The sequence below is a fragment of the Pseudomonas sp. URMO17WK12:I6 genome, assembly GCF_003253625.1.
Classification (GTDB): Bacteria; Pseudomonadota; Gammaproteobacteria; order Pseudomonadales; family Pseudomonadaceae; genus Aquipseudomonas.
Window position 1 is genome coordinate 304,665 of record NZ_QKYZ01000001.1, and the last position, 25,294, is coordinate 329,958.

Here is a 25,294-nt window from a genome sequence, read left to right on the forward strand (position 1 = left end):
ATCGAAATGTCACCGCCGATCCCGACTCATGCGCTTGGTCAAAAACCCGAAATACTCCTGCCGCAACCCCGGCGACTCATTCGCCAGATGATGCCGCGCCTCAGGCAGCATCAACACCTGGGGCCGATCGAACTTGCCTCGCAGCACTTCAAGGTTGTGCTCCCAATCCACGGTCATGTCCGCCTGCCCCTGCACGATCAGCGGCCGCCGCGGGCTGCTCGGTGCCGCTTCGATACGCTTGATCCACCGTCCCAGCGCACCGACCCAGGCCGTTGGCAGACGCAGCGGTTGCAGCGGATCGGCCTGCAGGAACGCGAGGAAGTCAGGGTCGTTGGAATTCTCGCTGAAGCGCCGGGCGATGCCTTTGACAAACGGCTTGAGCAGGTAATAACTGAGCCGCGACCAACCCCAGGCTCGCGGTCGCACCAAGGGCGACAGCAGAATCACTTGCCCCTGGGCCGGGCTGCTCGCACCTTGATTGAGTACATGGTCGATCACAATCGCCCCGCCGGTGCTTTGCCCGCACAAGTGCCAGGGCTGCGGAAGACCCAACGACTGCGCCTCGGCCAGCAGGCCTTGCAGGGCGCTCTGGTACTCGGCGAAGTCCTTGATACTCGCCCGTTCGCCACTGGACAAGCCATGCCCCGGCAGGTCGCAGGCGATTACCGCAAACCCTTGGTCCAGCGCCCACTCGATCACATGCCGGTAGAGCCCGGTGTGATCGTAGAAGCCGTGAAATAGAAACAGCGTCGCCTTCGCCCGCTCGGGCCACCAGAGCTGGCTGACCACTTCATAACCATCGATCTCGAAACGCCCCAAGCCACGGCGCAGGGTCCGCTGTGGAAAATCCATACCGTAAAAACGCTGATAGGCCATGGCCTCCGTCGACAGCGGCTGCCACTCGGCCAACGGCCGCAGGCTGGCACGCAAATGATCGGGATCGAAAGTGGCAGACATGGGCTATTCCAGAGCGCTAAACGGACTTTATCGGCCTGCGATATTCATCTGTCGCAGCAAGCATGGCAAGCTAGCCGACCTTCGAGGATTGAAACCCATGCGCCCGGCCTATCGCACCACACTGCTTGCCAGCCTGCTCGCCCTTGTGTGTGCCAGTGCGCTGTGGGCCGCTTACAACTGGTTTCAGGGACGCTACCTGCGAGCCTTCAGTTCGCACACCGCCGTGTTCTCCGGCGACCCGTTGCGCCTGCCCGACGAACTCGCCGGCCCCGGCGCCATTCGCCTGGTGCACTTCTGGGACCCGGCCTGCCCATGCAATGTCGGCAACCAACAACACCTGACTGAACTGGTTGAGCAATATGTACCGCAGGGCGTCGAGTTCTATACGGTACAAAAGCCCGGCAGTCACGGCCAGTTGCCCGGCACCTTGAGCCGCCTGAAAACCCTCGCTGTCCTGCCTGGCTCCGAACAGATTCCCGCCAGTCCGGCAGTGGCGATATGGGACCGCGACGGCAAGCTGGCATATTTCGGCCCGTACAGCGAAGGCCTGACCTGCAATTCGAGCAACAGTTTTATCGAGCCCATCCTGCAAGCGCTGAACGCAGGCAGGACGGTGAACGCCACCCATACGATGGCGGTGGGTTGCTACTGCCCGTGGCCTGCGAAGGCGAAGTAAGGCATTCCTGACTTTTCCAGGACCGCGATGCCCGGCACAGGAGGTCTGTGCTACACGTTTGCAGCCCGCACGGGGGCAACCCCGAAAGAACAAGGAGTCACCATGAAACGCGTCCTGACCGTACTTGCCTTGCTGATCGTCGCGCTCGCCGCCGGGGGCGGCTGGTATGTGTACAGCAAACAACCGACGCGCCAGGGCCAGGTGGCGTTGCAGCATCTGCAAGGTTCAGTGACCGTGCGCTACGACGAGCGCGGCGTGCCGCATATCCGCGCCGAAAACGAAACCGACCTCTACCGCGCCCTCGGCTACGTGCAGGCCCAGGACCGACTGTTCCAGATGGAAGCCGTGCGGCGCCTGGCCCGTGGTGAGCTGGCCGAAGTCCTCGGCCCGAAACTGCTCGACACCGACAAACTGTTTCGCAGCCTGCGCATCCGCGAACGTGCTGACAGTTACGTGGCCGCGCTGGATCGTCAGTCGCCGGCGTGGAAGGCCCTGCAAGCCTATCTGGACGGCATCAATCAATATCAGGACAGCCACGCCGCGCCAGTAGAGTTCGACGTGCTGGGAATCCCCAAGCGCCCTTTCACCGCCGAAGACAGCATCAGCATCGCCGGCTACATGGCCTACAGCTTTGCCGCGGCGTTTCGCACCGAACCCTTGCTGACTTACGTGCGTGATCAACTGGGCGCCGATTACCTGAACATCTTCGACCTCGACTGGCAGCCCAAGGGCGTGCTGGTCAAAGGTCACGCCAGCCCTGCGCCGACGCTCGCCGCCAGTGACTGGAAAGACCTGAACGCCCTTGCCCGTCTGAGTGAGCAGGCTCTGGCCGACCACGGCCTGCCGCAATTCGAAGGCAGCAACGCCTGGGTGATTTCCGGCAACCGCAGCAAAAGCGGCAAGCCGCTGCTGGCCGGTGACCCGCACATACGCTTCTCGGTGCCGTCAGTGTGGTACGAGGCGCACCTGTCGGCGCCAGGCTTCGAGCTGTATGGCTACCATCAGGCGCTGGTGCCGTTTGCATTTCTCGGCCACAACCTGGACTTCGGCTGGAGCCTGACGATGTTCCAGAACGACGATCTGGACCTGATCGCCGAGAAGGTCAACCCGGACAACCCGAACCAGGTCTGGTATCGCGGCAAGTGGGTGGACATGGTCACCACCGAACAACAGATCGCAGTGAAAGGCCAGTCACCGGTCACATTGACGCTGCGCCAGTCGCCCCATGGCCCGATCGTCAACGATGCGCTTGGCACTGCCGCCGGCAAGACGCCGGTTGCCATGTGGTGGGCGTTCCTCGAAACCCCGAATCCGATCCTTGACGGCTTCTACCAGCTCAATCGCGCCGACACCCTGGCCAAGGCCCGCGCCGCGGCCGCCAAGGTTCAGGCTCCAGGGTTGAACATCGTCTACGCCAACGCCAAGGGCGACATCGGCTGGTGGGCCTCGGCGTTGCTGCCCAAGCGTCCGGCCGGGGTGAAGCCCGGTTTCATCCTCGACGGCAGCACCCCTCAGGCGGACAAGGAAGGTTTTTACCCGTTCAGTGCCAACCCGCAGGAAGAGAACCCGGCGCGGGGCTACATCGTCTCGGCCAACTTCCAACCGGTGTCGCCGACCGGCATGGAAATTCCCGGCTACTACAACCTCGCCGATCGCGGGCAGCAGCTCAATCGCCAGCTCAGTGACAAGAATGTGAAGTGGGACAACGTGGCCAACCAGAAGCTGCAACTGGGTACCACCACCGCCTACGGGCCGCGTTTGCTGGCGCCGCTGTTGCCGGTGTTGCGTGAAGTGGTGAGCGATCCGGCCGAGCTCAAACTGGTGGAGCAACTGGCGCAGTGGAGCGGCGATTACCCGCTGGACTCCATCAGCGCCACCCTGTTCAACCAGTTTCTGTTCAACCTCGCCGACGCGACGATGCATGATGAACTGGGCAATGACTTCTTCGAAACACTGCTCCCGACCCGGGTGATCGATGCCGCGCTGCCGCGCCTGGCGGCCTCCGCCGACTCGCCGTGGTGGGACAACCGCAACACCCCTGGCAAGGAAACCCGCGCCGATACGGTCAAGGTGGCCTGGCAAGCGAGCATGGCTCATCTCAAAGCCACCCTTGGCGCCGATTCCGCGCAATGGCAGTGGGGCAAGGCGCACACCCTGACCCACGGCCATCCGCTGGGGATGCAAAAGCCCCTGGACCAGATTTTCAACGTTGGCCCATTCGCGGCACCCGGCACCCACGAAGTACCGAACAACCTCTCGGCCAAGATCGGCCCGGCGCCGTGGCCCGTGACCTACGGCCCGTCGACCCGGCGGCTGATCGACTTCGCCGACCCGGCCCATAGCCTGACCATCAACCCGGTGGGCCAGAGCGGCGTGCCGTTCGACAGCCACTATGCCGACCAGGCCGAGGCGTATATCGAAGGGGTTTATTACCAGGCGAATTTCAATGAGGAAGAAGTGATGGCCAATACCCGCAGCACCTTGAAGCTGTTGCCGGCGCGGTAGGTTTTTTCTGGCCGGGCTGACGCCTTCGCCGCAAAATTCTGGGCCATAAAGTCAAAAGATCGCAGCCTGCGGCAGCTCTTACGGGATTCACATTCCACTGGAGCTGCCGCAGGTTGCGATCTTTTGATCGGCAGCAGTTTTAAGCCGCTTCCGGTGCCTGCGCCCGACGTACGTCCGGTTGTTTCCAGGAGTCGGCAGCGGCTTCCTCGATGGCTTGCTGGATCGCACGTTTGCGGCTTTCTTCGGCGCGACGGCTGAAGAACCAGACCAGGAAGGTCACCAGCGACACCGCCAGCAGAATCAGGCTGGCCACGGCGTTGATCTCAGGCTTCACGCCCAGACGCACCGCCGAGAACACTTCCATCGGCAGGGTCGTGGAGCCTGGCCCGGACACAAAGCTCGCCAACACCAAATCATCCAGCGACAAGGCAAACGACATCATGCCGCCGGCCGCCAGTGACGGCGCGATCATCGGGATGGTGATCAGGAAGAACACTTTCCATGGCCGCGCACCGAGGTCCATGGCGGCTTCTTCGATGGACAAATCCAATTCACGCAAGCGCGCCGACACCACCACCGCCACATAGGCTGCACAGAATGTGGTGTGAGCGATCCAGATGGTGACGATGCCGCGCTCCTGCGGCCAGCCGATCATCTGCGCCATGGCCACGAACAGCAGCAACAGCGACAGACCGGTGATCACTTCCGGCATCACCAGCGGCGCCGTCACCAGGCCGCCAAACAGTGTGCGGCCCTTGAAGCGGGTGATGCGGGTCAGCACGAACGCCGCCAGCGTCCCCAATGCCACCGCCGCTATCGCCGTGTAGCAAGCGATTTCCAGCGAGCGCACCACTGAGCCCATCAGTTGCGTGTTGTCGAGCAGGCCGACGTACCACTTCACCGACCAGCCGCCCCACACCGTTACCAGTTTCGAGGCGTTGAACGAGTAGATCACCAGGATCAGCATCGGTGCGTAGATGAACAGCAGACCCAGCACCAGCATCAGGTTCGAGAAACGGAAGCGCTTCATTCTTTACCCTCCATTTCCTTGGCCTGACTGCGGTTGAACAGGATGATCGGCACAATCAGGATTGCCAGCATCACCACCGCCAGGGCAGACGCCACCGGCCAGTCGCGGTTGTTGAAGAACTCTTGCCAGAGCACTTTACCGATCATCAGGGTTTCCGGACCACCGAGCAGTTCCGGGATCACGAACTCCCCCACCACCGGGATGAACACCAGCATGCAGCCGGCGATAATGCCGTTTTTCGACAGCGGCACGGTGATCTTCCAGAAGCTGTTGAAGTTGCTCGAACCGAGGTCCGATGCGGCTTCCAGCAGGCTGTGATCGTGTTTCACCAGGTTGGCGTAGAGCGGCAGGATCATGAACGGCAGATAGGAGTAAACAACCCCGATATAAACCGCCAGGTTGGTATTGAGGATCTGCAACGGCTCGTCGATCCAGCCCATGCTCATCAGAAAACCATTGAGCAGCCCGTTGTTGCTGAGGATGCCCATCCACGCGTACACGCGGATCAGGATCGCGGTCCAGGTCGGCATCATGATCAGCAGCACCAGCACCGTTTGCAGCTCTTTGCGGGCGGTGGCAATGCCATAGGCCATCGGGTAGCCGATCAGCAGACAGAGGATGGTGCTGAACAGCGCCATCTTCAGCGAGCCTAGGTAAGCGGCGATGTACAACTCGTCATCGCCCAGCATCGCGTAGTTGGCCAGGTTGAGCAGCACCTGCAGTTTCTGGTCAACGAAGGTGTAGATCTCGGTGTACGGCGGAATGGCCACGTCGGCTTCAGCGAAGCTGATCTTCAGGACGATGAAGAACGGCAGCATGAAGAACATGAACAGCCAGATGAACGGAACCCCGATGACCAGCTGACGGCCACCGGGAAGTATTCGATTGAGCCGGCGTTTGAGTTTGCGCATGTTCATGAGCGAAGTACCACGCCGCTGTCGTCTTCCCACCACACGTAAACCTGGTCACCCCAGGTCGGGCGCTGGCCACGGCGCTCGGCGTTGGCGACGAAGGACTGCACCAGCTTGCCGCTCGGCAGTTCGACGTAGAACACCGAATGGCCGCCGAGGTAGGCGATGTCGTGCACCTTGCCGCTGGACCAGTTGTGTTCGCAGGTCGGCATTTCGGCCGTCACCAGCAGTTTTTCCGGACGGATCGCATAGGTAACGGACTTGTCCTGCACCGAGGTGCTGATGCCGTGACCCACGTAAATGTTGCGGTCCAGATCCTTGCAGGTGATCAGTGCATGGCCCTCGGCGTCGTCCACCACTTCACCTTCGAAGATGTTGACGTTGCCGATGAATTCGCAGACCAGTCGGCTGGTCGGGGTTTCGTAGATGTCGATCGGGCTGCCGATCTGGGCGATCCAGCCCAGGTGCATGATCGCAATGCGCTCGGCCATGGTCATGGCCTCTTCCTGGTCGTGGGTCACCATGACGCAGGTTACGCCGACGCGCTCGATGATCTCGACCAGTTCCAGCTGCATTTGCGAACGCAGCTTCTTGTCCAGCGCGCCCATCGGTTCGTCGAGCAACAACAGCTTCGGCCGCTTGGCCAACGAACGCGCCAGGGCCACGCGCTGACGCTGACCACCGGACAGCTGATGCGGTTTGCGCTTGGCGTACTCGCTCATCTGCACCAGCTTGAGCATCTCGGCCACGCGGGCATCGACCTCGGCCGTCGGGATCTTGTCCTGCTTGAGGCCGAAGGCGATGTTCTGCGCCACGGTCATGTGCGGGAACAACGCATAGGACTGGAACATCATGTTGATCGGCCGCTCGTACGGCGGCATGTCAGTGATGTCTACGCCATCGAGGAAAATGCGCCCCTCCGTGGGCCGTTCGAAACCTGCCAGCATCCGCAGCAAGGTGGATTTGCCCGAACCCGAGCCGCCGAGCAAGGCGAAGATTTCGCCTTTCTTGATTTCCAGGGACACGTCGTCCACGGCAATCGTCTCGTCGAACTTTTTGGTGACCCGGTCGATTTTGACCAACACCTGTTTAGGTGATTGGTCGCCCTCGAGGGCTTTCTTATAGGCGCCGGAGGCAACTGCCATTTACGAAACTCCCAACAGAATTTGCAGTTCGCTCAATGGGGCGAACCTGGATAGTTTGACGCTATTTGCCCGACTTGACCTTGGTCCAGCTGCGCGTCATCAAACGTTGAATGTTCGGCGGTAACTCGATGGACACGTACATCTTGTCGAGGACCGCTTGCGGCGGATAAACCGACGCGTCGGTGCGTATGGATTGTTCCATCAGTTTGTCCGACCCAGGGTTTGGGTTGGCGTAGCCCACGGTATCGCTGACCTTGGCGATCACCTCAGGCTTGAGCAAATAGTTGATGAAGGCGTGGGCTTCCTTGACGTTGGCCGCATCCTTGGGGATCGCCAGCATGTCAAACCAGAGCGCGCCACCCTCTTTTGGAATCGAGTAGGCGATGTTTATGCCTTTACCGGCTTCAGCCGCGCGGGCCTTGGCCTGGAACATATCGCCGGAAAAACCGATTGCAACGCAGATATCGCCGTTGGCCAGGTCCGCGATGTATTTGGATGAGTGGAAGTACGTCACATAAGGCCGCACCGCCAGCAATTTAGCCTCGGCCTTTTTGTAGTCTTCGGGGTTGGTGCTATTGGCGTTCAGGCCCATGTAATTGAGGACCGTGGGCATCATTTCATCGGCGGAGTCGAGGAACGCGACGCCGCAGCTGTGCAGCTTCTTGATGTTTTGCGGCTCGAACACCACATCCCAGGAGTCGATCTTGTCGAGCCCCAGCACAGCCTTGATCTTGTCGACGTTGTAACCGATGCCGTTGGTGCCCCACAGATATGGCACGGCATATTGGTTACCCGGATCGTTCTGCTCCAGGCGCTTGAGCAACACCGGGTCGAGGTTGGAATAGTTGCCTAGCTTAGACTTGTCGAGCTTCTGGAAAGCGCCGGCCTTGATCTGCTTGCCAAGGAAATGGTTGGACGGCACGACCACGTCGTAACCGGTACGCCCGGCCAGCAATTTGCCTTCCAGGGTTTCGTTGGAATCGAATACGTCGTAAATCGGCTTGATACCGGCGTCTTTCTGAAAGTCGGCCAGGGTGGTCTCACCGATGTAGTCCGACCAGTTATAAATATGCACCGTGCCGGTGGCCTGGGCACTGACGGCAAGCGTCAGCCCGGCGCCGACCAGCAGGGCATTGCGCAACAAAGAAAAAACAGGCAAGTGGAGGTCCTCTAAAATTAGTTGGGCCCAAGTTGCCCCGCGCTACATGACAGCCATGGCTGCCTGACAACAAAACCGGCGCGCAACTTACCCTCGAAAAACCGTTCCAGCAAACTTTATGAAGATCCTGTAGCAGCGGCCGCAGGCTGCGTTCAACTGCGAAGCAGTTGTGCTGTCGAAAAGCGGAGGTCCTTCGGACCTCAACGCAGCCTTCGGCAGCTGCTACAGGGTTTATTACTTATTTACCGGATTTGATCTTGGTCCAGCTGCGGGTCAGTTCACGCTGGGTGGCGGCTGGCAAATCAGCGATCGCATACAGCTTGGCCTGTACTTCAGGAGTCGGATAGATGCCCGGATCCGAAGTGATGTCCTTGCTCACATACTGGGTGGCTTCAGCATTACCGTTAGGGAAACGCACAGCGTTGGTGATGTCAGCCATTACTTTCGGTTGCAGCAGGTAGTTCATGAACTTGTAGGCCCCCTCGACGTTTTCCGCATCCTTGGGGATTGCGACCATGTCGTAGAAGCTGCCAGCGCCTTCTTTTGGAATGGCGTAGCTGACTTTCACCTTGTCACCGGCTTCGGCAGCACGGGACTTGGCTTGCTGGACGTCACCCGAATAGCCGACGGCTACGCAGATGTTGCCGTTGGCCAGGTCCGAGATGTACTTCGAGGAGTGGAAGTAGGTGATCGAAGGACGAATCTTGAGGAACAGCTCCTCGGCTTTCTTGATGTCTTCTTTCTTCTGGCTGTCGGTTGGCAGACCCAGGTAATGCAGGGCGACCGGCAGCATTTCGGTCGGCGAATCCAGGAAGCTCACACCGCAGCCCTTGAGCTTGGCAATGTTTTCAGGCTTGAGCAGGGTGTCCCAGGAATCGATCGTGTCGACGCCCAGTGCTGCCTTGACTTTCTCAGGGTTGTAACCGATCCCGATCGAGCCCCACATGTAAGGGAAGGCATGTTTGTTGTCCGGGTCACTGACGGAAACCGCTTTAAGAAGTGATTTGTTCAGGTTGCCGTAGTTGGACAGCTTGGACTTGTCCAGCTCCCGGTAAACACCGGCCTTGATTTGCTTGGCGAGGAAGTTGTTCGACGGTACGACAACGTCGTAACCGGACTTGCCTGCCAGCAACTTGGCTTCCAGGGTTTCGTTGCTGTCGAATACGTCGTACACCACCTTGATCCCGGACTCTTTTTCGAAGTTCGCGATGGTGTCCGGTGCGATGTAATCGGACCAGTTGTACACGTGCAGCACTTTATCGTCGGCCTGAACGGCGCCCGCCATCACGCCCATCAGGGACATGGCGAGGAGGGTCTTGCCAGTTATCTTCATACCTAATGCCTTCATGGGTAATGCTCCAGTTTTTCTTTTTAACCACGTGCTCAGCAGCCTGTTACAGGGCATCCGAACAACCGTTAGTCTGGCAAGATCCAAGGCAGGCTTTCAAGGAAAGCCCCATCCTTTGTTTGCACTGAGCGAAGTGCAGACATTGCACCTCGCTCAGAGCCTAGCACTTAGCCCTGCAACGCACTCAGGGTCAGGTCCAGGCACTTGCGCGCCTTGGTCACCAACTCGTCGATTTCAGCCGGTGTAATCACCAGTGGCGGAGCAATGATCATGGTGTCGCCAACGGCGCGCATGATCAGGCCGTTGTCGAAGCAGAACTGCCGGCAGATCATGCCGACGCCCTTGCCTTCGTAACGCTTGCGAGTGGCCTTGTCCTGAACCAGCTCGATAGCCCCCAACAGACCGACCCCACGCACTTCCCCCACCAACGGGTGATCGTTCAGTTCCCGTAGACGCTTCTGCAAATAAGGTGCCGTCTCTGCTCGCACATGCTCGACAATTTTCTCATCGCGCAAGATGCGGATGTTTTCCAGCGCCACCGCCGCGGCCACCGGGTGCCCGGAATAGGTGAAACCGTGGTTGAAATCACCACCTTCGTTGAGCACCTCGACCACATCGTCATGCACGATCAGGCCACCCATCGGGATGTAGCCGGACGTCAGACCTTTGGCGATGGTCATCATGTGGGGCTTGAGGTCGTAGAAATCGGTACCGAACCACTCACCGGTACGACCGAAACCGCAGATCACCTCGTCGGCCACGAACAGGATGTCGTACTTGGCGAGGATTTCCTTGATGCGCGGCCAGTAGCTGTCTGGCGGAATGATCACGCCGCCGGCGCCCTGGATCGGCTCGGCAATAAAGGCACCGACGTTGTCGACGCCGATTTCCAGAATCTTCTCTTCCAGCTGATTGGCCGCCCAGATACCGAACTCTTGTGGCGTCATGTCACCGCCTTCACCGAACCAATACGGTTGGGCGATGTGGACGATGCCCGGGATCGGCAAATCGCCCTGTTCGTGCATGTACGTCATGCCACCCAGGCTCGCGCCGGCCACGGTGGAGCCGTGATAGCCGTTCTTGCGACTGATGATGACTTTCTTCTTCGGCTGGCCCTTGATCGCCCAGTAGTGGCGAACCATCCGCAGCATGGTGTCGTTGCCTTCAGAACCGGAACCGGTGAAGAACACATGATTCATGCCTTCAGGCGCGATTTCAGCGATGACCTTGGCCAGCTCCAGCACCGGCGGGTGAGCGGTCTGGAAGAACAGGTTGTAATAAGGCAGTTCGCGCATTTGCTTGGCGGCGGCATCGGCCAGTTCATCGCGACCATAGCCGATCGCGACGCACCACAGACCAGCCATGCCGTCGAGGATCTTGTTGCCTTCGCTGTCCCAGAGGTAAACACCCTTGGCATTGGTGATGATCCGCGGGCCTTTCTCTTTCAGCTGCTTGAAGTCGCTGAACGGGGCCAGGTGGTGATCATTGCTCAGGGTTTGCCATGCACGGGTTTGCGGGTTGTTGCTGGTCATGCGAATTCTCCTTGGATTGCAGTGACGGCGCGACGTCAGAGGGCAATCACGCCCCTTGTCGCGCCCGGCGCATCAGACGGCGAAGAGCAGGAACTCCCGCTCCCACGAACTGATCACGCGCTTGAAGTTTTCATGCTCGGCCCGCTTGACCGCGACGTAGCCTGTGATGAATTTCTTGCCCAGATACTTTTCGATGGTCTTGCTGTTTTCCATACGATCCAGCGCGTCTTCGATGGTTAACGGCAGGCGCAGATTGCGCCGCTCGTAACCACGCCCCACCACCGGGGCACTCGGGTTATGCCCTTCGAGCATCCCGATCAGGCCGCACAACAGGCTGGCGGCGATGGCCAGGTAAGGGTTGGCGTCGGCACCCGGCAGACGGTTTTCCACCCGACGGTTCTGCGGCCCGGCATCCGGAACCCGCAGGCCCACGGTGCGGTTCTCTTCGCCCCACTCCACGTTCACCGGTGCCGAGGTATCCGGCAGGAAGCGGCGGAACGAATTGACGTTGGGCGCGAACAGCGGCAGCAACTCAGGGATGAATTTCTGCAAACCGCCGATGTGATGGAGGAACAGCTGGCTCATGGTCCCGTCTTCATTGGAGAAGACGTTTTTGCCGGTCTCGATGTCGATGATGCTCTGGTGCAAATGCATGGCACTGCCCGGCTCGCCAGTCATGGGCTTGGCCATGAAGGTCGCCGCCACGTTGTGCTTGAGTGCGGCTTCTCGCATGGTGCGTTTGAACACCAGAATCTGGTCGGCCAGGGACAGGGCATCGCCGTGACGGAAGTTGATTTCCATCTGCGCAGTGCCGTCCTCGTGGATCAACGTGTCGAGGTCCAGCTCCTGCAATTCGCACCAGTCGTAGACGTCTTCGAACAACGGGTCGAATTCGTTCGCCGCTTCAATGGAGAACGACTGGCGACCGGTTTCCGGACGGCCGGAACGGCCAATCGGCGGTTGCAACGGGTAGTCCGGGTCATCGCTGCGCTTGGTGAGGTAGAACTCCATTTCCGGCGCCACGATCGGCTGCCAGCCGTGGTCGGCGTAGAGTTTCAGTACCTTCTTGAGCACGTTGCGCGGCGACAGCTCGATCGGGTTGCCCTGCTTGTCGTAGGTGTCGTGGATCACGATGGCGGTGGGTTCGATGGCCCAGGGCACCAGGAACACGGCGTTCTGGTCGGGGCGGCAGACCATGTCGATGTCGGCCGGGTCGAGCAGTTCGTAATAGATGTCGTCTTCGACATAGTCGCCGGTCACGGTCTGTAACAGAACGCTTTCGGGCAGGCGCATGCCTTTTTCGGCGATGAACTTATTGGTCGGCGAGATCTTGCCCCGGGTGATGCCGGTCAGGTCGCCAATCATGCATTCGACTTCTGTGATCTTGTGGTCTTTCAACCAATCGGTGAGCTGGTCGAGGTTGTTACTCATAAATGCCTCTTAGGCTTGAGTTTCCTGACTTTTATAAGTCAGGCGTTGTTTGACGCATCGGCGTCGCGTTGTAATGCGCGCTTGCGGCAGGCATCGCCAAATGCCTGGAAAATCGCAAGGTAGTCAGGATTCAAGCTTACCTGCCATTCGGGATGCCATTGCACGCCTAAAGCAAAAGCCTTGCCTTCGATCACAGAGACCGCTTCGATCAGCCCATCGGGCGCCACAGCTTCCACACGAAGGCCCGGCGCCAGCCGCTCGACGCCCTGACCATGAATCGAGTTGACTTGAATGTCGCTCGCCAGGCCCAGCCCCGCAAGTACACCACCCGGCTGGACGTGTACCGGGTGACTGGGGGCGTACTGCCCTTCGAGCGGCAGGCTGTCGTCTTCACGGTGGTCCATGAAGGGACCGGCCTCGTGGACCTTCTGATGCAGGCTGCCACCGAACGCCACATTCATTTCCTGGAAGCCGCGGCAGATACCGAGCACGGGAACGCCAGCTTCGACAGCGGCGCGGATCAGCGGGAGAGTGGTAGCATCGCGTGCAGAATCATGAGCAGTACCCGGCGCGCTGGCCGGGCCGTTGTAGTGAAACGGTTCTATATTAGAAGGAGAGCCTGTAAAAAGAATGCCGTCCAGAGCGTCCAGAATATCGGACGGCGCCAGTCGATCTGCCAGGGATGGAAGAATCAACGGCAGGCCTTTGGCAGCTGAAGCCACGGCGCGTACGTATTTGTCGCCACTGATGTGATAAGCATGCAGACCGATCTGCTTTGAGCAGGCGGTGACGCCGATTAACGGCAGGCGAGACATGAAGCACCCCGGTATTATTGCTGTTATGGGTTTGAATCGAGCTTAGCCTTGTTCATTTTTTTACACAACACCCCCGTAAAAAATACAACACGGCCCGCTCAAGCCCGCGGGCGCCAAGACGTCAGAAGACAAAAATACGCCCCAAAGTGCCTCAAAAAAGCCTTTCGAGCGCTTTTTTAGGGCAAAAAAGGCCTCGCTTGACTTCGGCATGCCGTTCGGGTTGACTGGAATCTGAAAAGATCAATGATTGATATTTTTAACAACAAAGGTGTTGCATCATGTCGGTACCCCCGCGTGCCGTTCAGCTTAACGAAGCGAACGCGTTCCTTAAGGAACATCCTGAGGTTCTGTACGTTGACCTTCTGATTGCGGATATGAATGGTGTGGTGCGCGGCAAGCGCATCGAACGCACCAGCCTCCACAAGGTTTACGAGAAAGGCATCAACCTGCCGGCCTCTCTATTTGCTCTGGATATCAATGGCTCGACGGTGGAAAGCACCGGCCTGGGCCTGGACATCGGCGATGCTGACCGAATCTGCTATCCAATCCCCGACACCCTGTGCAATGAGCCCTGGCAGAAGCGCCCGACTGCGCAACTGCTGATGACCATGCACGAACTCGAAGGTGAACCTTTCTTCGCCGACCCGCGCGAAGTCCTGCGTCAAGTGGTGACCAAGTTCGATGAGATGGGCCTGACCATCTGCGCCGCGTTCGAACTGGAGTTCTACCTGATCGACCAGGAAAACGTGAACGGTCGCCCGCAACCGCCGCGCTCGCCGATCTCCGGCAAACGTCCGCACTCGACCCAGGTCTACCTGATCGACGATCTGGATGAATATGTCGACTGCCTCCAGGACATTCTGGAAGGTGCGAAAGAGCAAGGCATCCCTGCCGACGCGATCGTCAAGGAAAGCGCCCCGGCGCAGTTCGAAGTGAACCTGCACCACGTGGCCGACCCTATAAAGGCCTGCGACTACGCGGTGCTGCTCAAGCGCCTGATCAAAAACATCGCCTACGACCATGAGATGGACACCACCTTCATGGCCAAGCCTTATCCAGGCCAGGCGGGTAATGGTCTGCACGTCCACATCTCGATTCTTGATAAAGATGGCAAAAACATTTTTGCCAGCGAGGATCCCGAGCAGAACGCCGCACTGCGTCACGCGATCGGCGGTGTGCTCGAGACCCTGCCGGCGCAGATGGCTTTCCTCTGCCCGAACGTCAACTCCTACCGTCGTTTCGGCGCGCAGTTCTACGTGCCGAACTCGCCGTGCTGGGGCCTGGACAACCGCACCGTGGCGATTCGCGTACCAACCGGCTCCTCCGATGCCGTGCGCATTGAACACCGTGTGGCTGGCGCCGATGCCAACCCGTACCTGCTGATGGCCTCGGTCCTGGCCGGCGTGCACCACGGCCTGGTCAACAAGATCGAGCCGGGCGCGCCCGTGGAAGGCAACAGCTACGAGCAGAACGAGCAAAGCCTGCCGAACAACCTGCGCGATGCACTGCGCGAGCTGGACGACAGCGAAGTCATGGCCAAGTACATCGATCCGAAATACATCGATATCTTCGTCGCCTGTAAAGAGAGCGAGCTGGAGGAGTTCGAACACTCCATCTCCGACCTCGAGTACAACTGGTACCTGCATACCGTGTAAACGGTTGCTGTAAATACAACGCCGCCGGCCTTACCGCCTGCGGCGTTTTTTTATGGCCGCCTGCGGCGGTTCGCGGGCAAGCCTCGCTCCTACAAGCCCATGTCGATCGGCGCCCCTGTAGGAGCGAGGCTTGCCCGCGAAAGCGTCCTGGCAGACAACAAAGAAACCTGCTCGTACAATGCCCGCTGCCCTGCAGGAGACTTCAATGACCCGACTCGCCACCCCACGCAAACCCCGCGCACGCAGCCAGGCCCGGATCGATTCGATACTCGATGCCGCCCGCACGCTGCTGGCCGCCGAGGGCGTGGCCAGTCTGTCGATCTACAGCGTCGCTGAACGCGCAGAGATCCCGCCCTCCTCCGTCTACCACTTTTTCGCCAGCGTCCCGGCCCTGCTCGAAGCCCTGACCGCCGACGTCCACGCCGCGTTCCGTGCTTGCCTGCAAGCGCCCATCGACCACCACGCCCTCAACGGCTGGCGCGATCTGTCGCGACTGGTGGAGCAACGCATGCTCGACATCTACGACGAAGACGCCGCTGCCCGCCAACTCATCCTCGCCCAGCACGGCCTGACCGAAGTCACCCAGGCTGACCGCCAGCACGACATCGAACTCGGCGACCTGATGCACAAACTGTTCGACCATCACTTCGAGCTGCCAAGGCTGCCGACAGACGTCGATGTGTTTGCCCTGGCCATGGAGCTGGGAGATCGAGTGTATGCGCGCTCGGTGCAGCAACATGGGCAGATCACGCCGCGCATGGCTGAAGAAGGGATGCGGGTGTTTGATGCCTACCTCGGGCTGTATTTGCCGCCGTACCTGCCCAAGCGCGTAGCGCTTTAAAAGATCGCAGCCTTCGAATACACCACCACTACCACTGCACGCATAAAAAACCCCGAAGGGCTCACACCCTCCGGGGTTGTTGTTGGCGCACGCACTTACAACTTGGCGATCGACACCTCGGTGGATTTCACAAACGCGATCACTTCGCTGCCGACCACCAGTTCCAGCTCTTTCACCGAACGAGTGGTAATCACCGAAGTGACGATGCCGGAGGCAGTCTGCACGTCGATTTCCGAGAGGACGTCGCCGAGCACGATTTCCTTGATCGAGCCTTTGAACTGGTTACGAACGTTGATGGCTTTGATAGTCATGATGTTGATTCCTGTCGTTGGATGAGTTTTTACGTTATTGAGCCCAGCGCAATTGCGTGGGCAATGGTGAAACAGGTTCCGGTTCCGGCGGTTGGCCGGGTACCGACAGCACGCGGTTGAGCACTTCGGTTTCCAGCGCCGCCAGCCGATGGGAGCCGCGAATCCGAGGGCGCGGCAACTCCACTGCCAGGTCGAGGCCGACTTCGCCCTCTTCAATCAGAATCACCCGATCGGCAATCGCCACCGCCTCACTGACGTCGTGGGTTACCAGCAACACGGTGAAACCGTGTTTCTGCCAGAGCCGTTCAATCAGTTGCTGCATTTCAATACGGGTCAGGGCATCCAGTGCCCCCAGCGGTTCGTCGAGCAACAGCAGGCGCGGTTGATGGATCAGCGCGCGGGCCAGGGCCACTCGTTGCTTCTGGCCACCGGACAGTGCCGCCGGCCATTCGTGGGCGCGGTCCGCCAGGCCGACCGACTCCAACGCGTCCAGTGCTTGCGGCCGCCAGTTGCCCTTGAGCCCGAGACCGACGTTGTCGATGACCTTCTTCCACGGCAGCAACCGCGCTTCCTGGAACATCAGCCGGGTGTCTTCCCGGGCGGCACTCAGCGGCGCGGAGCCAGCAAACAACTCGCCAGCCGTAGGTTTGTCGAGACCGGCGAGCAAGCGCAGCAAGGTGCTTTTGCCGCAACCGCTGCGCCCGACCACCGCCACAAACTGCCCGGCAGGAATGTGCAGGTCGATTTCACGCAGCACTTGCCGCGAACCGAAGGTCTTTTGCAGCTTGCGCACTGCCAGCGGGATTCCGCGCAGCAGGCGTGGAGGTTGTTGAGCCGTCATGCGGCACCTCCCTTGGCAACCTGATAGGCCGGATGCCAGCGCAGCCACACGCGTTCAAGTCCACGGGCCGCGAGATCAGCGAGTTTGCCGAGCACGGCATACAAAAGAATCGCCAGCACCACTACGTCGGTCTGCAAGAACTCCCGGGCATTCATTGCCAGGTAACCGATGCCGGCGTTGGCAGAGATGGTTTCGGCGACGATCAGGGTCAGCCACATGAAGCCCAGGGCAAAACGCACGCCGACCAGAATCGAAGGCAGCGCACCCGGCAGGATCACCTGACGGAACAGGCTGAAACCGGACAGGCCATAACTGCGGGACATTTCCACCAGCGCCGGATCGACGTTGCGGATGCCGTGATAAGTGTTGAGGTAGATCGGGAACAACGTGCCCAACGCCACCAGGAAAATCTTCGCCGACTCATCGATGCCGAACCACAGGATCACCAGCGGAATCAGCGCCAGGTGCGGTACGTTGCGGATCATCTGCACCGAACTGTCGAGCAGGCGCTCGCCCCACTTCGACAGGCCGGTGATAAAGCCCAGCGCCAGGCCAATGCCGCCGCCGATGGCGAACCCGAGTGCCGCGCGCCAGCCGCTGATAGCCAGGTGAGTCCAGATTTCACCGCTGCGGAACAGGCTCACACCGGCTTCGATCACCGCGATCGGTGCCGGCAGAATCCGCGTCGACAACCAGCCCGCCGACACCGACAACTGCCATACCGCCAGCAACAGAATCGGCAACACCCAGGGTGCGAGGCTGTGGATAGTTTTCTTCATGGCCACGCCTCAGCTCTGGGACGCGGCTTTGGGAAGAATGTCGTTGGCCACCATCTCGCCGAACGGGCTGACGTAACCGGCGCTTTTCGGCAGTTCCGGGCGCTCGATGTCCAAGTGCGGGAACAGCAACTCGGCCACCCGATAGGATTCTTCCAGGTGTGGATAACCGGAGAAGATGAACGTATCGATGCCCAGATCGGCGTATTCCTTCACCCGAGCGGCCACGGTCGGACCATCGCCGACCAGCGCCGTACCGGCCCCGCCGCGCACCAGACCGACACCGGCCCAGAGGTTGGGACTGACTTCCAGGTTGTCGCGACTGCCGCCATGCAAAGCGGCCATGCGTTGCTGGCCGACCGAATCGAAACGCGCCAGAGAAGCCTGGGCGCGGGCAATGGTGTCATCGTCCAGATGAGAGATCAGTCGATCCGCCGCTTGCCACGCCTCGGCGTTGGTTTCGCGAACGATCACATGCAGGCGAATACCGAAGCGCACGGTGCGCCCGAGCTTCGCGGCTTTGGCGCGAACCTGTGCGATTTTCTCGGCAACGGCGGCCGGTGGCTCACCCCAGGTCAGGACCATTTCGACCTGCTCCGCCGCCAGATCCTGCGCCGCTTCCGACGAGCCGCCGAAATACAGCGGCGGACGCGGTTGCTGGATCGGCGGATAGAGCAACTTGGCGCCCTTCACGCTGATGTGCTGACCGTCGTAATCGACGGTTTCGCCTTCCAGTACCCGGCGCCAGATGCGGGTGAATTCCACCGAGGCCTGATAGCGCTCTTCGTGACTGAGGAACAGACCGTCGCCGGCCAGTTCTTCCGGATCGCCACCGGTGACCAGGTTGAACAGCGCACGGCCGCCGGACAGACGATCCAGGGTCGCGGCCTGACGCGCCGCCACTGTCGGGGAAATGATCCCGGGGCGCAGGGCGACGAGGAACTTCAAACGCTGGGTCACCGGGATCAGCGAGGCAGCCATCAGCCACGAATCTTCGCAGGAGCGACCGGTGGGAATCAGCACCCCGCCGAAACCCAGACGATCCGCCGCTTGCGCGACTTGTTGCAAGTAACCGTGGTCGACGGCGCGAGCGCCTTCGGCGGTACCAAGGTAATGGCCGTCGCCGTGGGTAGGCAGGAACCAGAAGATATTGAGGCTCATGGAGTGGTCTCCTTGGGGAATCGGATTACGGCGCTTTGGCGACGGCTGCCGGTGGCGTCCAGATCACGTCCTTGATACTCAAGGGCTTGGGAATCAGCTTGAGCTGGTAGAAGCTGTCGGCGATTTTCTGTTGGGCGGCGACCACCTCAGGGGTCAGGAACAGCGCGCCGTAACCCTGGCGTTTCACCGAAGTCAGGGTGATGTCCGCCGGCAGGCCGAGCAGTGGCGAAACCTGTCGGGTGACGTCCTCGGGATTGGCCCGGGACCATTCACCGACCGCGCGCACTTCTTCCACCAGGGCCTTGATCACGTCAGGATTTTTTTGCGCGTAAGGCTTGGTCGCCAGGTAGAACTGGTGGTTGTCGACGATGCCTTTGCCATCGCGCAAGGTGCGCGCTTGCAATTGCTGTTCGGCGGCAGCCTGGTACGGGTCCCAGATCACCCAGGCATCGACACTGCCGCGCTCGAATGCGGCGCGGGCATCGGCGGGCGGCAGGAACACGGTCTGGATATCGGTGTATTTGAGGCCGGCGTCTTCCAGCGCACGCACCAGCAGGTAGTGCACGTTCGAGCCTTTGTTGAGCACGACTTTCTTGCCCTTGAGTTCCTGCACCGATTTGATCGGCGAGCCCTTCGGCACCAGGATCGCTTCGCTGTGGGGCGCTGGCGGTTCATAAGCGACGTAGAGCAGATCGGCGCCCGCGGCCTGAGCGAAAACCGGAGGCGTTTCGCCGGTGACGCCGAAGTCGATGGAGCCGACGTTCAGGCCTTCAAGCAGTTGCGGGCCGCCGGGGAACTCCGTCCATTGCACGTCCACACCTTGGGCGGCGAGGCGTTTTTCCAGAGTGCCTTTGGCTTTGAGCAGCACCAGGGTGCCGTATTTCTGATAGCCGATTCGCAAAGTCTCGGCTTGGGCTTGAGTAATGACGCCGAAGGACACAGCCGCAGCAAACAGAGCGACCAGACCACGACGCAAAATGACAGGGCGCATGGCGCTCTCCTTTTTGCAGTTGGGTTTTGGCTGCACCTGCTTGCCCGTTGGCGGGCCAGTAAGGTGAGTACTTCAAATTCAGATGTTGCTTGAGGGCTGGCTTAAATGCTCCAGCGAGCACTCAACAAACGTTCGTTCAACAGGTTTGGATCGAGCGGCTTGGGCCGGCGAGCCATGGCGCTGTAGAACAGCTCCAGCGATTCATTCAGTCGTTGTGCAAGCTCGGGAGCCAACTGCGCCTGGGCGCTGCCTTCGCCGTAAGCGATCTGACTGTCTACGGCGAAAATCCCGTGGAGCATTTCCTGAGCCTTCAACGCCGACAGCACTGGCTTGAGCGCGTAATCCACCGCCAGCATGTGGGCGATGCTGCCACCGGTCGCCATTGGCAGAACCACTTTGTGGGCCAGGGCGCGTTCGGGCAGCAAATCCAGTACGGTTTTCAACGCGCCGGAGAACGACGCTTTATAAACCGGTGTGGCGATGAGCAGGCCGTCGGCGTTATCAATCTGTTGCAACAGATCGATCACCTTCGGGCTGTCAAAGCGGGCATGCAGTAAATCTTCAGCCGGGAAGTCCCGTACCTGATAACTCACCACTTCCACACCTTGCTCTTGCAACCAGCGTTTGGAGCGCTCCAGCAACACCCCGGAACGGGAGCGTGGGCTGGGGCTGCCACCGAGTGAGACGACCAGCATTCAGACAATTCCTTGAGCGGTGTTGGCGATTCGCAGCTTGCGATCTCGCGTCGATGGAATGACCTTAACAGGTGATTTATATATCCATAAATCATATTTATTCATTTGGTTATAGCTTAAGTGAATATGTTGTTTGTCTTTTTCCGGACAAAAAAACAGGCCGTCGAAACGGCCTGAAAATCCCCTGCTTTGGTAGACATGATCGTTCCCACGCTCTGCGTGGGAGCGATCTTTTGACGTTAACGATTCGGCTGCGGCGTCAGGCGCAGGTACGGTTTCACCGCGCGATAACCCTTGGGAAAACGTCGCTGGATTTCATCTTCGTCCTTGAGCGACGGCACGATCACCACCTCATCACCGTCCTGCCAATTGGCCGGTGTGGCCACCTTGTAGTTGTCGGTGAGCTGCAGCGAATCGATTACCCGCAGAATCTCATTGAAGTTACGGCCGGTACTCGCCGGGTAAGTGATGGTCAGCCGGATCTTCTTGTTCGGATCGATCACGAACAACGAGCGCACGGTCAAGGTGTCGTTGGCATTCGGATGGATCAGGTCGTACAGGTCGGACACTTTACGGTCCGCATCGGCGAGGATCGGGAAATTGACGATGGCGTTCTGGGTTTCGTTGATGTCCTCGATCCACTTGTGATGCGAATCCACCGGGTCCACGGACAGGGCAATGGCTTTGACGCCGCGCTGGGCGAATTCATCCTTGAGCCTGGCGGTGAAGCCCAGCTCGGTGGTGCACACCGGCGTAAAGTCTGCCGGATGGGAAAACAGCACGCCCCAGCTATCGCCTAGCCATTCGTGGAAACGGAGGGTGCCGGCGCTGGAATCCTGTTCGAAATCGGGGGCGATATCGCCAAGTCTGAGGCTCATGGTGCTGCTCCTGGTGAGTGCTTGTTGAGCTCAACTGTGCCTGCGTTCAAATTTAATTAAAAAGAATAAATATCAATTTATTTAGATCATAAAGAAATATTAAAGATCTGTTCACTGGACCTGATCCGCCATCGGGACGAACATCGATCCCAAGGTTCGAGAAGGCCTTGAGTTGTTGCAAAAAGGGAACTTCAAGGAGGGTTTACGGGGGTGAGCCCGCCTTGAAAACGCAAAAGCCCCGCCCGGCGTGATGCCGGGCGGGGCTTTTTTTTGTCGGTTATGCGAGCGCTATTACAACAGCGGGATCGAGTAGCTGACGATCAGACGGTTTTCGTCCTGGTCGCGCTGACCTGGGATGTCGTTGCGCCACATGGCGTTTTTCCAGGTGAGGCCCAGGTTTTTCAACGGACCTTCTTGTACTACGTACGCCAGGGTCAGGTCGCGTTCCCACTCGGAACGGCCAGTTGCGTTGACGCTAGTCTGAGCTGCCCCCACTTTACCGGTTGTGTCGATGTTATCGCCACGCAGATAAACCATGCCCGCAGTCAGGCCTGGGACGCCGACTTTGGCAAAATCGAACGCGTAGCGAGCTTGCCAGGTACGTTCGCCAGCACGGGCAAACTTGGCGATCTGGCTGTCGGTAGTCAGGTAAGCCGACGAGCCATCACCCTGGTTCAGCCAAGGGAAGTCGCTATTACCATTGCTGACCTGGTAACCGCCGCCGAAGGTGTGACCGGCAACCGAGTACAGGAAAAGACCGCTATACAGGTTATTGTCGACTTTACCTTTGGTAATGCCGGTTCCGTAGTCACCTGTAGTGAAATAGGCAGAGTCATGGCCGTTGGCGCCATCGTTACGGCTGTTGAAGTAACGGAAGTCAGACTTCAGTACACCTGGACCAATCGACCAGTTGTGAACCAGACCCAGGAAGTGCTGCTTGTAGAAATCTTCCAGGTTGCCGTAGTAGTACTGGGCGGTCAGGTCCTTGGTGATTTTGTAGTCGCCACCGCCATAGATGAACTTGTTGCTGTCACGACCGGCAGCAGTGTGAGCGTTGGCACCAGCGATCGACAACTCTTCGTTGTTGCTGGAGTTACGCCCCTTGGCGTGCTCGATCTGACCGCCAACCAGTGTCAGGTCTTTGATTTCGTTCGAGGTGATCTGACCGCCCTGGAAGGTTTGCGGCAGCAGACGACCGTCGTTGGTCACGATCACCGGCAGTTTTGGCTGCAGGGTACCCAACTTCAATTCGGTCTGGGAAATCTTGGCTTTGGCAGTCAGGCCCAGGCTGGAGAAGTTATCAACCGCTTTGCCGTTGGACTCACTTGGGAAAACAGTGCCGCCGTAAGAAGTCGAAGTGGCGCCGTTAGTACCGCCACCGGTGTCCAGACGCACGCCCAACAGGCCGATGGCATCGATACCGAAGCCGACAGTGCCTTGGGTGTAGCCGGAAGTGAAGCGCAGATCGAAACCTTGGCCCCATTCTTCGTTCTTGCTTTGAACGCCGTTGGCCTTGACCTTGGCGGTACCCGCGTCGGAATCGCGGTTATCGGTGTTGATGTAGAAGTTACGCAGCCCCAATGTAGCCTTGCTGTCTTCGATGAAACCGGCGGCGCCTGCCTGCTGCGCCAAAACCCCTACGGCCACAGCCAGGGCCAAGGTGGACTTGTTCATTGTTTCGCTCCTCTCATTTCTAATTCTGGGTTCCTGGTCCTGGTCGAGTGCCCGGATCCAAAGATGCGCAATGAGCGCCGGGTGGTCAGCCCCCTTGTTTTTGCCGACATGACAAACCAAAAGATTTATTGCGGTTTTTTTTAATGCCATTTAGGCATATATATCCATGCCGGGACACAAGGTATCGGCTCATGAACCAATTCCTTGATCTTCAAAATCGGGGGGTGCTGAATCCGATACTCGTGTCGCTGCCAATGAGTACCTGATGGATTCATTTTATAGACTTGGGTAAAAAACAAAAAAGAATAAATAATCAACTTAAGCTATTTTTTTGGAATATAAAAAAACACACCAAAAAAAACCTCGCCAACAGGCGAGGCTTTTTTTTGAGGGTTATTACAGGAAGCTGTAGGTGTAGTTGAAGATCAGACGGGTCTGGTCTTGGTCAGCGGTGCTGGTATTACCGCTGTAAGTACCGTGACGCAGAGTCGTGCCAAACCCTTTGAGTGGGCCCGTTTGAATCACGTAGTCCACACGCGCGTCGGTCTCGTGCTCATTCAGGTCTTTACCCACGCCGTTGGTTGCCTTGATGTCTCGGCCATCGAGGTAAGCAATCGAAGCTTTCAAACCTGGCACGCCCAGTGAGGCGAAGTCATAGGAGTACTGACCGTACGTGGTGTTTTCACCGGCACGGATGAAGCTGCCCACGGTGGCGTCGGTGAACGAGTAGAAGCTGGCGCCACCGGCACCTTCTGGACGACCTTTGCTATCGATCAGGCTGCCCTGGTTCAAGAAGACAAAGCCGCCGTCATCGCTGACACGCTGATGACCAAGCAGGAACGCGCTGCCACCCAGGGTGTAGGTGAACGTCGCGCTCCAGGTCTTGTTATCGACCTCGCCTGGATTCTTGGCGTAGCCATTGTTGTTGTTGAAGCGGTAGCCGACGTCGCCGTTCTTGCCATCGGAGCTGCTGTCGAAATAACGAATATCAGTCTTGAACGACTGGTTCGGGGCGATCGGGTAGACGTGCACCAGGCCGAGGAAGTTCTGCTTGTAGTAGTCTTCCAGGTTCGCGTAGTAGTACTGCAGCGTGAGGTCTTTGGTGACTTTCCAGTCAGCACCGGCGTAACGGAACTGGTTGCTGTCATGAGTACCGCCAGCCACTGCCAGGCCAGTTCTGTTGGAGGAGGCGCGACCCGACGCGTGCTCCAGTTGACCCAAGTTGAAGGTCACATTGTCAATTTCCTTCGAGGTGATGGTGCCACCGTCAAAGGTCTGCGGCAGCACACGGCTGTCGTTCGCGATCAGGATCGGCAAGTTAGGTGCCAAAGCGCCACCCAAGTGGGCCTCGGTCTTCGAGAAGCGCGCCTTGACGTTGCCATCCAGACGACTCCACTCGTCGGCGGACCTGTCGCCGTCGCTCGGGAAGAAGGAGTTGCTGTTACCGAGCGGGTGATGTCCCCTGCCGCCATCCAGATGGATGCCGACCAGTGCCTGGGCGTCGATACCGAAACCAACGGTACCCTGGGTGAACCCGGACAGGTAATCGAACTTGAGACCCTCAGCGGCTTCTCGCTGTCTGTTAGCAGGAGTGCTCGCACCTTCACGTACGTCAGCGTCGTAATACATCGTGCGAGAACTGACGGAAGCCTTGCTATCTTCCAGGAAACCCGCTGCGCCTGCCTGCTGCGCCAAAACCCCCACGGCCACAGCCAGGGCTAAGGTGGACTTATTCATGTTTCGCTCCTCTCGTTTTCTAATTTTTGTGTTCTTTGGTCTTGGGTCGAGAGCCCTGGATCCACAGATGCGCGATTAGCGCCAGACCGTGACTACCAAGTCAATCGTAACCATGTGTGTCTACGACCAAGGTCTAACGTCGAATATTGAGTCCCTGCCGGCGGCTCATCGAACCGGATATAACGGCATTGGCCCAAAAGCTAATTCCTAAAGGGTATTTACCAG

General features: G+C 59.1%; 22 protein-coding genes. 4 read left to right on the forward strand and 18 right to left on the reverse strand.

The annotated features are described in order from the left end of the window. Positions 1-9 precede the first annotated feature (9 nt). Complete coding sequence (locus F475_RS01465) at positions 10-957, reverse strand: alpha/beta hydrolase (protein ID WP_111453007.1); 948 nt, start codon at positions 955-957, stop codon at positions 10-12. 97 nt (positions 958-1,054) lie between these two features. On the opposite strand from F475_RS01465, the gene F475_RS01470 reads away from it, so the two are divergent. After that, positions 1,055-1,633, forward strand: a complete 579-nt coding sequence (locus tag F475_RS01470) for a DUF6436 domain-containing protein (RefSeq protein WP_111453008.1) — start codon at positions 1,055-1,057, stop codon at positions 1,631-1,633. A gap of 102 nt (positions 1,634-1,735) precedes the next feature. Continuing rightward, positions 1,736-4,138 carry a penicillin acylase family protein gene (locus F475_RS01475; protein WP_111453009.1) on the forward strand — a complete coding sequence of 801 codons (2,403 nt, stop codon included), beginning with the start codon at positions 1,736-1,738 and terminating at the stop codon, positions 4,136-4,138. A gap of 139 nt (positions 4,139-4,277) precedes the next feature. Here F475_RS01475 and F475_RS01480 read toward each other — a convergent pair whose 3' ends face one another. The 8 genes from F475_RS01480 to F475_RS01515 all read right to left on the reverse strand — a co-directional run bounded on the left by F475_RS01480 (position 4,278) and on the right by F475_RS01515 (position 13,509). Then, positions 4,278-5,168 carry an ABC transporter permease subunit gene (locus F475_RS01480; RefSeq protein ID WP_018928638.1) on the reverse strand — a complete coding sequence of 297 codons (891 nt, stop codon included), beginning with the start codon at positions 5,166-5,168 and terminating at the stop codon, positions 4,278-4,280. Further along, positions 5,165-6,085 carry an ABC transporter permease subunit gene (locus tag F475_RS01485; RefSeq protein WP_018928637.1) on the reverse strand — a complete coding sequence of 307 codons (921 nt, stop codon included), beginning with the start codon at positions 6,083-6,085 and terminating at the stop codon, positions 5,165-5,167. Before F475_RS01485 ends, F475_RS01480 begins: the two co-directional genes overlap by 4 nt. Then, positions 6,082-7,224 (reverse strand): ABC transporter ATP-binding protein, encoded by a 1,143-nt coding sequence (locus F475_RS01490; protein WP_018928636.1) that lies wholly within the window; start codon positions 7,222-7,224, stop codon positions 6,082-6,084. Before F475_RS01490 ends, F475_RS01485 begins: the two co-directional genes overlap by 4 nt. A gap of 61 nt (positions 7,225-7,285) precedes the next feature. Beyond that, the gene (locus tag F475_RS01495) at positions 7,286-8,383 is read right to left on the reverse strand and encodes a polyamine ABC transporter substrate-binding protein (protein WP_086944379.1); all 1,098 of its coding nucleotides are present in this window, start codon (positions 8,381-8,383) and stop codon (positions 7,286-7,288) included. A gap of 238 nt (positions 8,384-8,621) precedes the next feature. Then, complete coding sequence (locus F475_RS01500; RefSeq protein WP_018928634.1) at positions 8,622-9,716, reverse strand: polyamine ABC transporter substrate-binding protein; 1,095 nt, start codon at positions 9,714-9,716, stop codon at positions 8,622-8,624. A gap of 182 nt (positions 9,717-9,898) precedes the next feature. Next, on the reverse strand, positions 9,899-11,263 hold the full coding sequence (locus F475_RS01505; protein WP_018928633.1) for an aspartate aminotransferase family protein: 1,365 nt from the start codon (positions 11,261-11,263) through the stop codon (positions 9,899-9,901). A 72-nt stretch (positions 11,264-11,335) separates the two neighbouring features. Then, positions 11,336-12,694 (reverse strand): glutamine synthetase family protein, encoded by a 1,359-nt coding sequence (locus F475_RS01510; protein WP_018928632.1) that lies wholly within the window; start codon positions 12,692-12,694, stop codon positions 11,336-11,338. Positions 12,695-12,732: 38 nt separating this feature from the next. Further along, positions 12,733-13,509 carry a gamma-glutamyl-gamma-aminobutyrate hydrolase family protein gene (locus F475_RS01515; protein ID WP_064621023.1) on the reverse strand — a complete coding sequence of 259 codons (777 nt, stop codon included), beginning with the start codon at positions 13,507-13,509 and terminating at the stop codon, positions 12,733-12,735. 278 nt (positions 13,510-13,787) lie between these two features. Between F475_RS01515 and F475_RS01520 the strand changes: the two genes are divergently transcribed. After that, the gene (locus F475_RS01520; RefSeq protein WP_018928630.1) at positions 13,788-15,164 is read left to right on the forward strand and encodes a glutamine synthetase family protein; all 1,377 of its coding nucleotides are present in this window, start codon (positions 13,788-13,790) and stop codon (positions 15,162-15,164) included. Positions 15,165-15,369: 205 nt separating this feature from the next. Next, positions 15,370-16,005: a TetR/AcrR family transcriptional regulator gene (locus tag F475_RS01525; RefSeq protein WP_018928629.1), complete on the forward strand. Its 636-nt coding sequence runs from the start codon at positions 15,370-15,372 to the stop codon at positions 16,003-16,005. Between the two features lie 95 nt (positions 16,006-16,100). On the opposite strand, the gene F475_RS01530 is transcribed toward F475_RS01525, so the two are convergent. The 9 genes from F475_RS01530 to F475_RS01570 form a co-directional block, all read right to left on the reverse strand. Further along, the gene (locus F475_RS01530; protein ID WP_003229256.1) at positions 16,101-16,316 is read right to left on the reverse strand and encodes a molybdopterin-binding protein; all 216 of its coding nucleotides are present in this window, start codon (positions 16,314-16,316) and stop codon (positions 16,101-16,103) included. A 34-nt stretch (positions 16,317-16,350) separates the two neighbouring features. Continuing rightward, a complete protein-coding gene (ssuB, locus tag F475_RS01535; protein WP_111453010.1) occupies positions 16,351-17,157 on the reverse strand; it encodes an aliphatic sulfonates ABC transporter ATP-binding protein in 807 nt (268 codons plus the stop codon). Next, the gene (ssuC, locus tag F475_RS01540; RefSeq protein ID WP_018928627.1) at positions 17,154-17,936 is read right to left on the reverse strand and encodes an aliphatic sulfonate ABC transporter permease SsuC; all 783 of its coding nucleotides are present in this window, start codon (positions 17,934-17,936) and stop codon (positions 17,154-17,156) included. The genes ssuB and ssuC overlap by 4 nt, the downstream gene beginning before the upstream one ends. A 9-nt stretch (positions 17,937-17,945) precedes the next feature. Next, positions 17,946-19,094, reverse strand: a complete 1,149-nt coding sequence (gene ssuD / locus F475_RS01545) for an FMNH2-dependent alkanesulfonate monooxygenase (RefSeq protein WP_111453011.1) — start codon at positions 19,092-19,094, stop codon at positions 17,946-17,948. A gap of 25 nt (positions 19,095-19,119) precedes the next feature. Next, positions 19,120-20,085, reverse strand: coding sequence for a sulfonate ABC transporter substrate-binding protein (locus F475_RS01550; RefSeq protein ID WP_064621026.1), 966 nt, complete (start codon positions 20,083-20,085; stop codon positions 19,120-19,122). A 101-nt stretch (positions 20,086-20,186) separates the two neighbouring features. Next, positions 20,187-20,780: an NADPH-dependent FMN reductase gene (gene ssuE, locus F475_RS01555; protein WP_018928624.1), complete on the reverse strand. Its 594-nt coding sequence runs from the start codon at positions 20,778-20,780 to the stop codon at positions 20,187-20,189. Between the two features lie 239 nt (positions 20,781-21,019). Further along, positions 21,020-21,658, reverse strand: a complete 639-nt coding sequence (locus F475_RS01560) for a peroxiredoxin (protein WP_018928623.1) — start codon at positions 21,656-21,658, stop codon at positions 21,020-21,022. Between the two features lie 291 nt (positions 21,659-21,949). Continuing rightward, positions 21,950-23,332, reverse strand: coding sequence for an OprD family porin (locus F475_RS01565; RefSeq protein ID WP_064621027.1), 1,383 nt, complete (start codon positions 23,330-23,332; stop codon positions 21,950-21,952). A 396-nt stretch (positions 23,333-23,728) separates the two neighbouring features. After that, positions 23,729-25,069 (reverse strand): OprD family outer membrane porin, encoded by a 1,341-nt coding sequence (locus tag F475_RS01570; RefSeq protein WP_064621028.1) that lies wholly within the window; start codon positions 25,067-25,069, stop codon positions 23,729-23,731. Positions 25,070-25,294: the final 225 nt, after the last annotated feature.

Bases quoted from the DNA above. Each gene is read 5' to 3' on its own strand.
- F475_RS01465 (WP_111453007.1), bottom strand. From the start codon at position 957: ATGTCTGCCACTTTCGATCCCGATCATTTGCGTGCCAGCCTGCGGCCG.
- F475_RS01470 (WP_111453008.1), top strand. From the start codon at position 1,055: ATGCGCCCGGCCTATCGCACCACACTGCTTGCCAGCCTGCTCGCCCTT.
- F475_RS01475 (WP_111453009.1), top strand. From the start codon at position 1,736: ATGAAACGCGTCCTGACCGTACTTGCCTTGCTGATCGTCGCGCTCGCC.
- F475_RS01480 (WP_018928638.1), bottom strand. From the start codon at position 5,168: ATGAAGCGCTTCCGTTTCTCGAACCTGATGCTGGTGCTGGGTCTGCTG.
- F475_RS01485 (WP_018928637.1), bottom strand. From the start codon at position 6,085: ATGAACATGCGCAAACTCAAACGCCGGCTCAATCGAATACTTCCCGGT.
- F475_RS01490 (WP_018928636.1), bottom strand. From the start codon at position 7,224: ATGGCAGTTGCCTCCGGCGCCTATAAGAAAGCCCTCGAGGGCGACCAA.
- F475_RS01500 (WP_018928634.1), bottom strand. From the start codon at position 9,716: ATGAAGATAACTGGCAAGACCCTCCTCGCCATGTCCCTGATGGGCGTG.
- F475_RS01505 (WP_018928633.1), bottom strand. From the start codon at position 11,263: ATGACCAGCAACAACCCGCAAACCCGTGCATGGCAAACCCTGAGCAAT.
- F475_RS01510 (WP_018928632.1), bottom strand. From the start codon at position 12,694: ATGAGTAACAACCTCGACCAGCTCACCGATTGGTTGAAAGACCACAAG.
- F475_RS01515 (WP_064621023.1), bottom strand. From the start codon at position 13,509: ATGTCTCGCCTGCCGTTAATCGGCGTCACCGCCTGCTCAAAGCAGATC.
- F475_RS01520 (WP_018928630.1), top strand. From the start codon at position 13,788: ATGTCGGTACCCCCGCGTGCCGTTCAGCTTAACGAAGCGAACGCGTTC.
- F475_RS01525 (WP_018928629.1), top strand. From the start codon at position 15,370: ATGACCCGACTCGCCACCCCACGCAAACCCCGCGCACGCAGCCAGGCC.
- F475_RS01530 (WP_003229256.1), bottom strand. From the start codon at position 16,316: ATGACTATCAAAGCCATCAACGTTCGTAACCAGTTCAAAGGCTCGATC.
- ssuB (WP_111453010.1), bottom strand. From the start codon at position 17,157: ATGACGGCTCAACAACCTCCACGCCTGCTGCGCGGAATCCCGCTGGCA.
- ssuC (WP_018928627.1), bottom strand. From the start codon at position 17,936: ATGAAGAAAACTATCCACAGCCTCGCACCCTGGGTGTTGCCGATTCTG.
- ssuD (WP_111453011.1), bottom strand. From the start codon at position 19,094: ATGAGCCTCAATATCTTCTGGTTCCTGCCTACCCACGGCGACGGCCAT.
- F475_RS01550 (WP_064621026.1), bottom strand. From the start codon at position 20,085: ATGCGCCCTGTCATTTTGCGTCGTGGTCTGGTCGCTCTGTTTGCTGCG.
- ssuE (WP_018928624.1), bottom strand. From the start codon at position 20,780: ATGCTGGTCGTCTCACTCGGTGGCAGCCCCAGCCCACGCTCCCGTTCC.
- F475_RS01560 (WP_018928623.1), bottom strand. From the start codon at position 21,658: ATGAGCCTCAGACTTGGCGATATCGCCCCCGATTTCGAACAGGATTCC.
- F475_RS01565 (WP_064621027.1), bottom strand. From the start codon at position 23,332: ATGAACAAGTCCACCTTGGCCCTGGCTGTGGCCGTAGGGGTTTTGGCG.
- F475_RS01570 (WP_064621028.1), bottom strand. From the start codon at position 25,069: ATGAATAAGTCCACCTTAGCCCTGGCTGTGGCCGTGGGGGTTTTGGCG.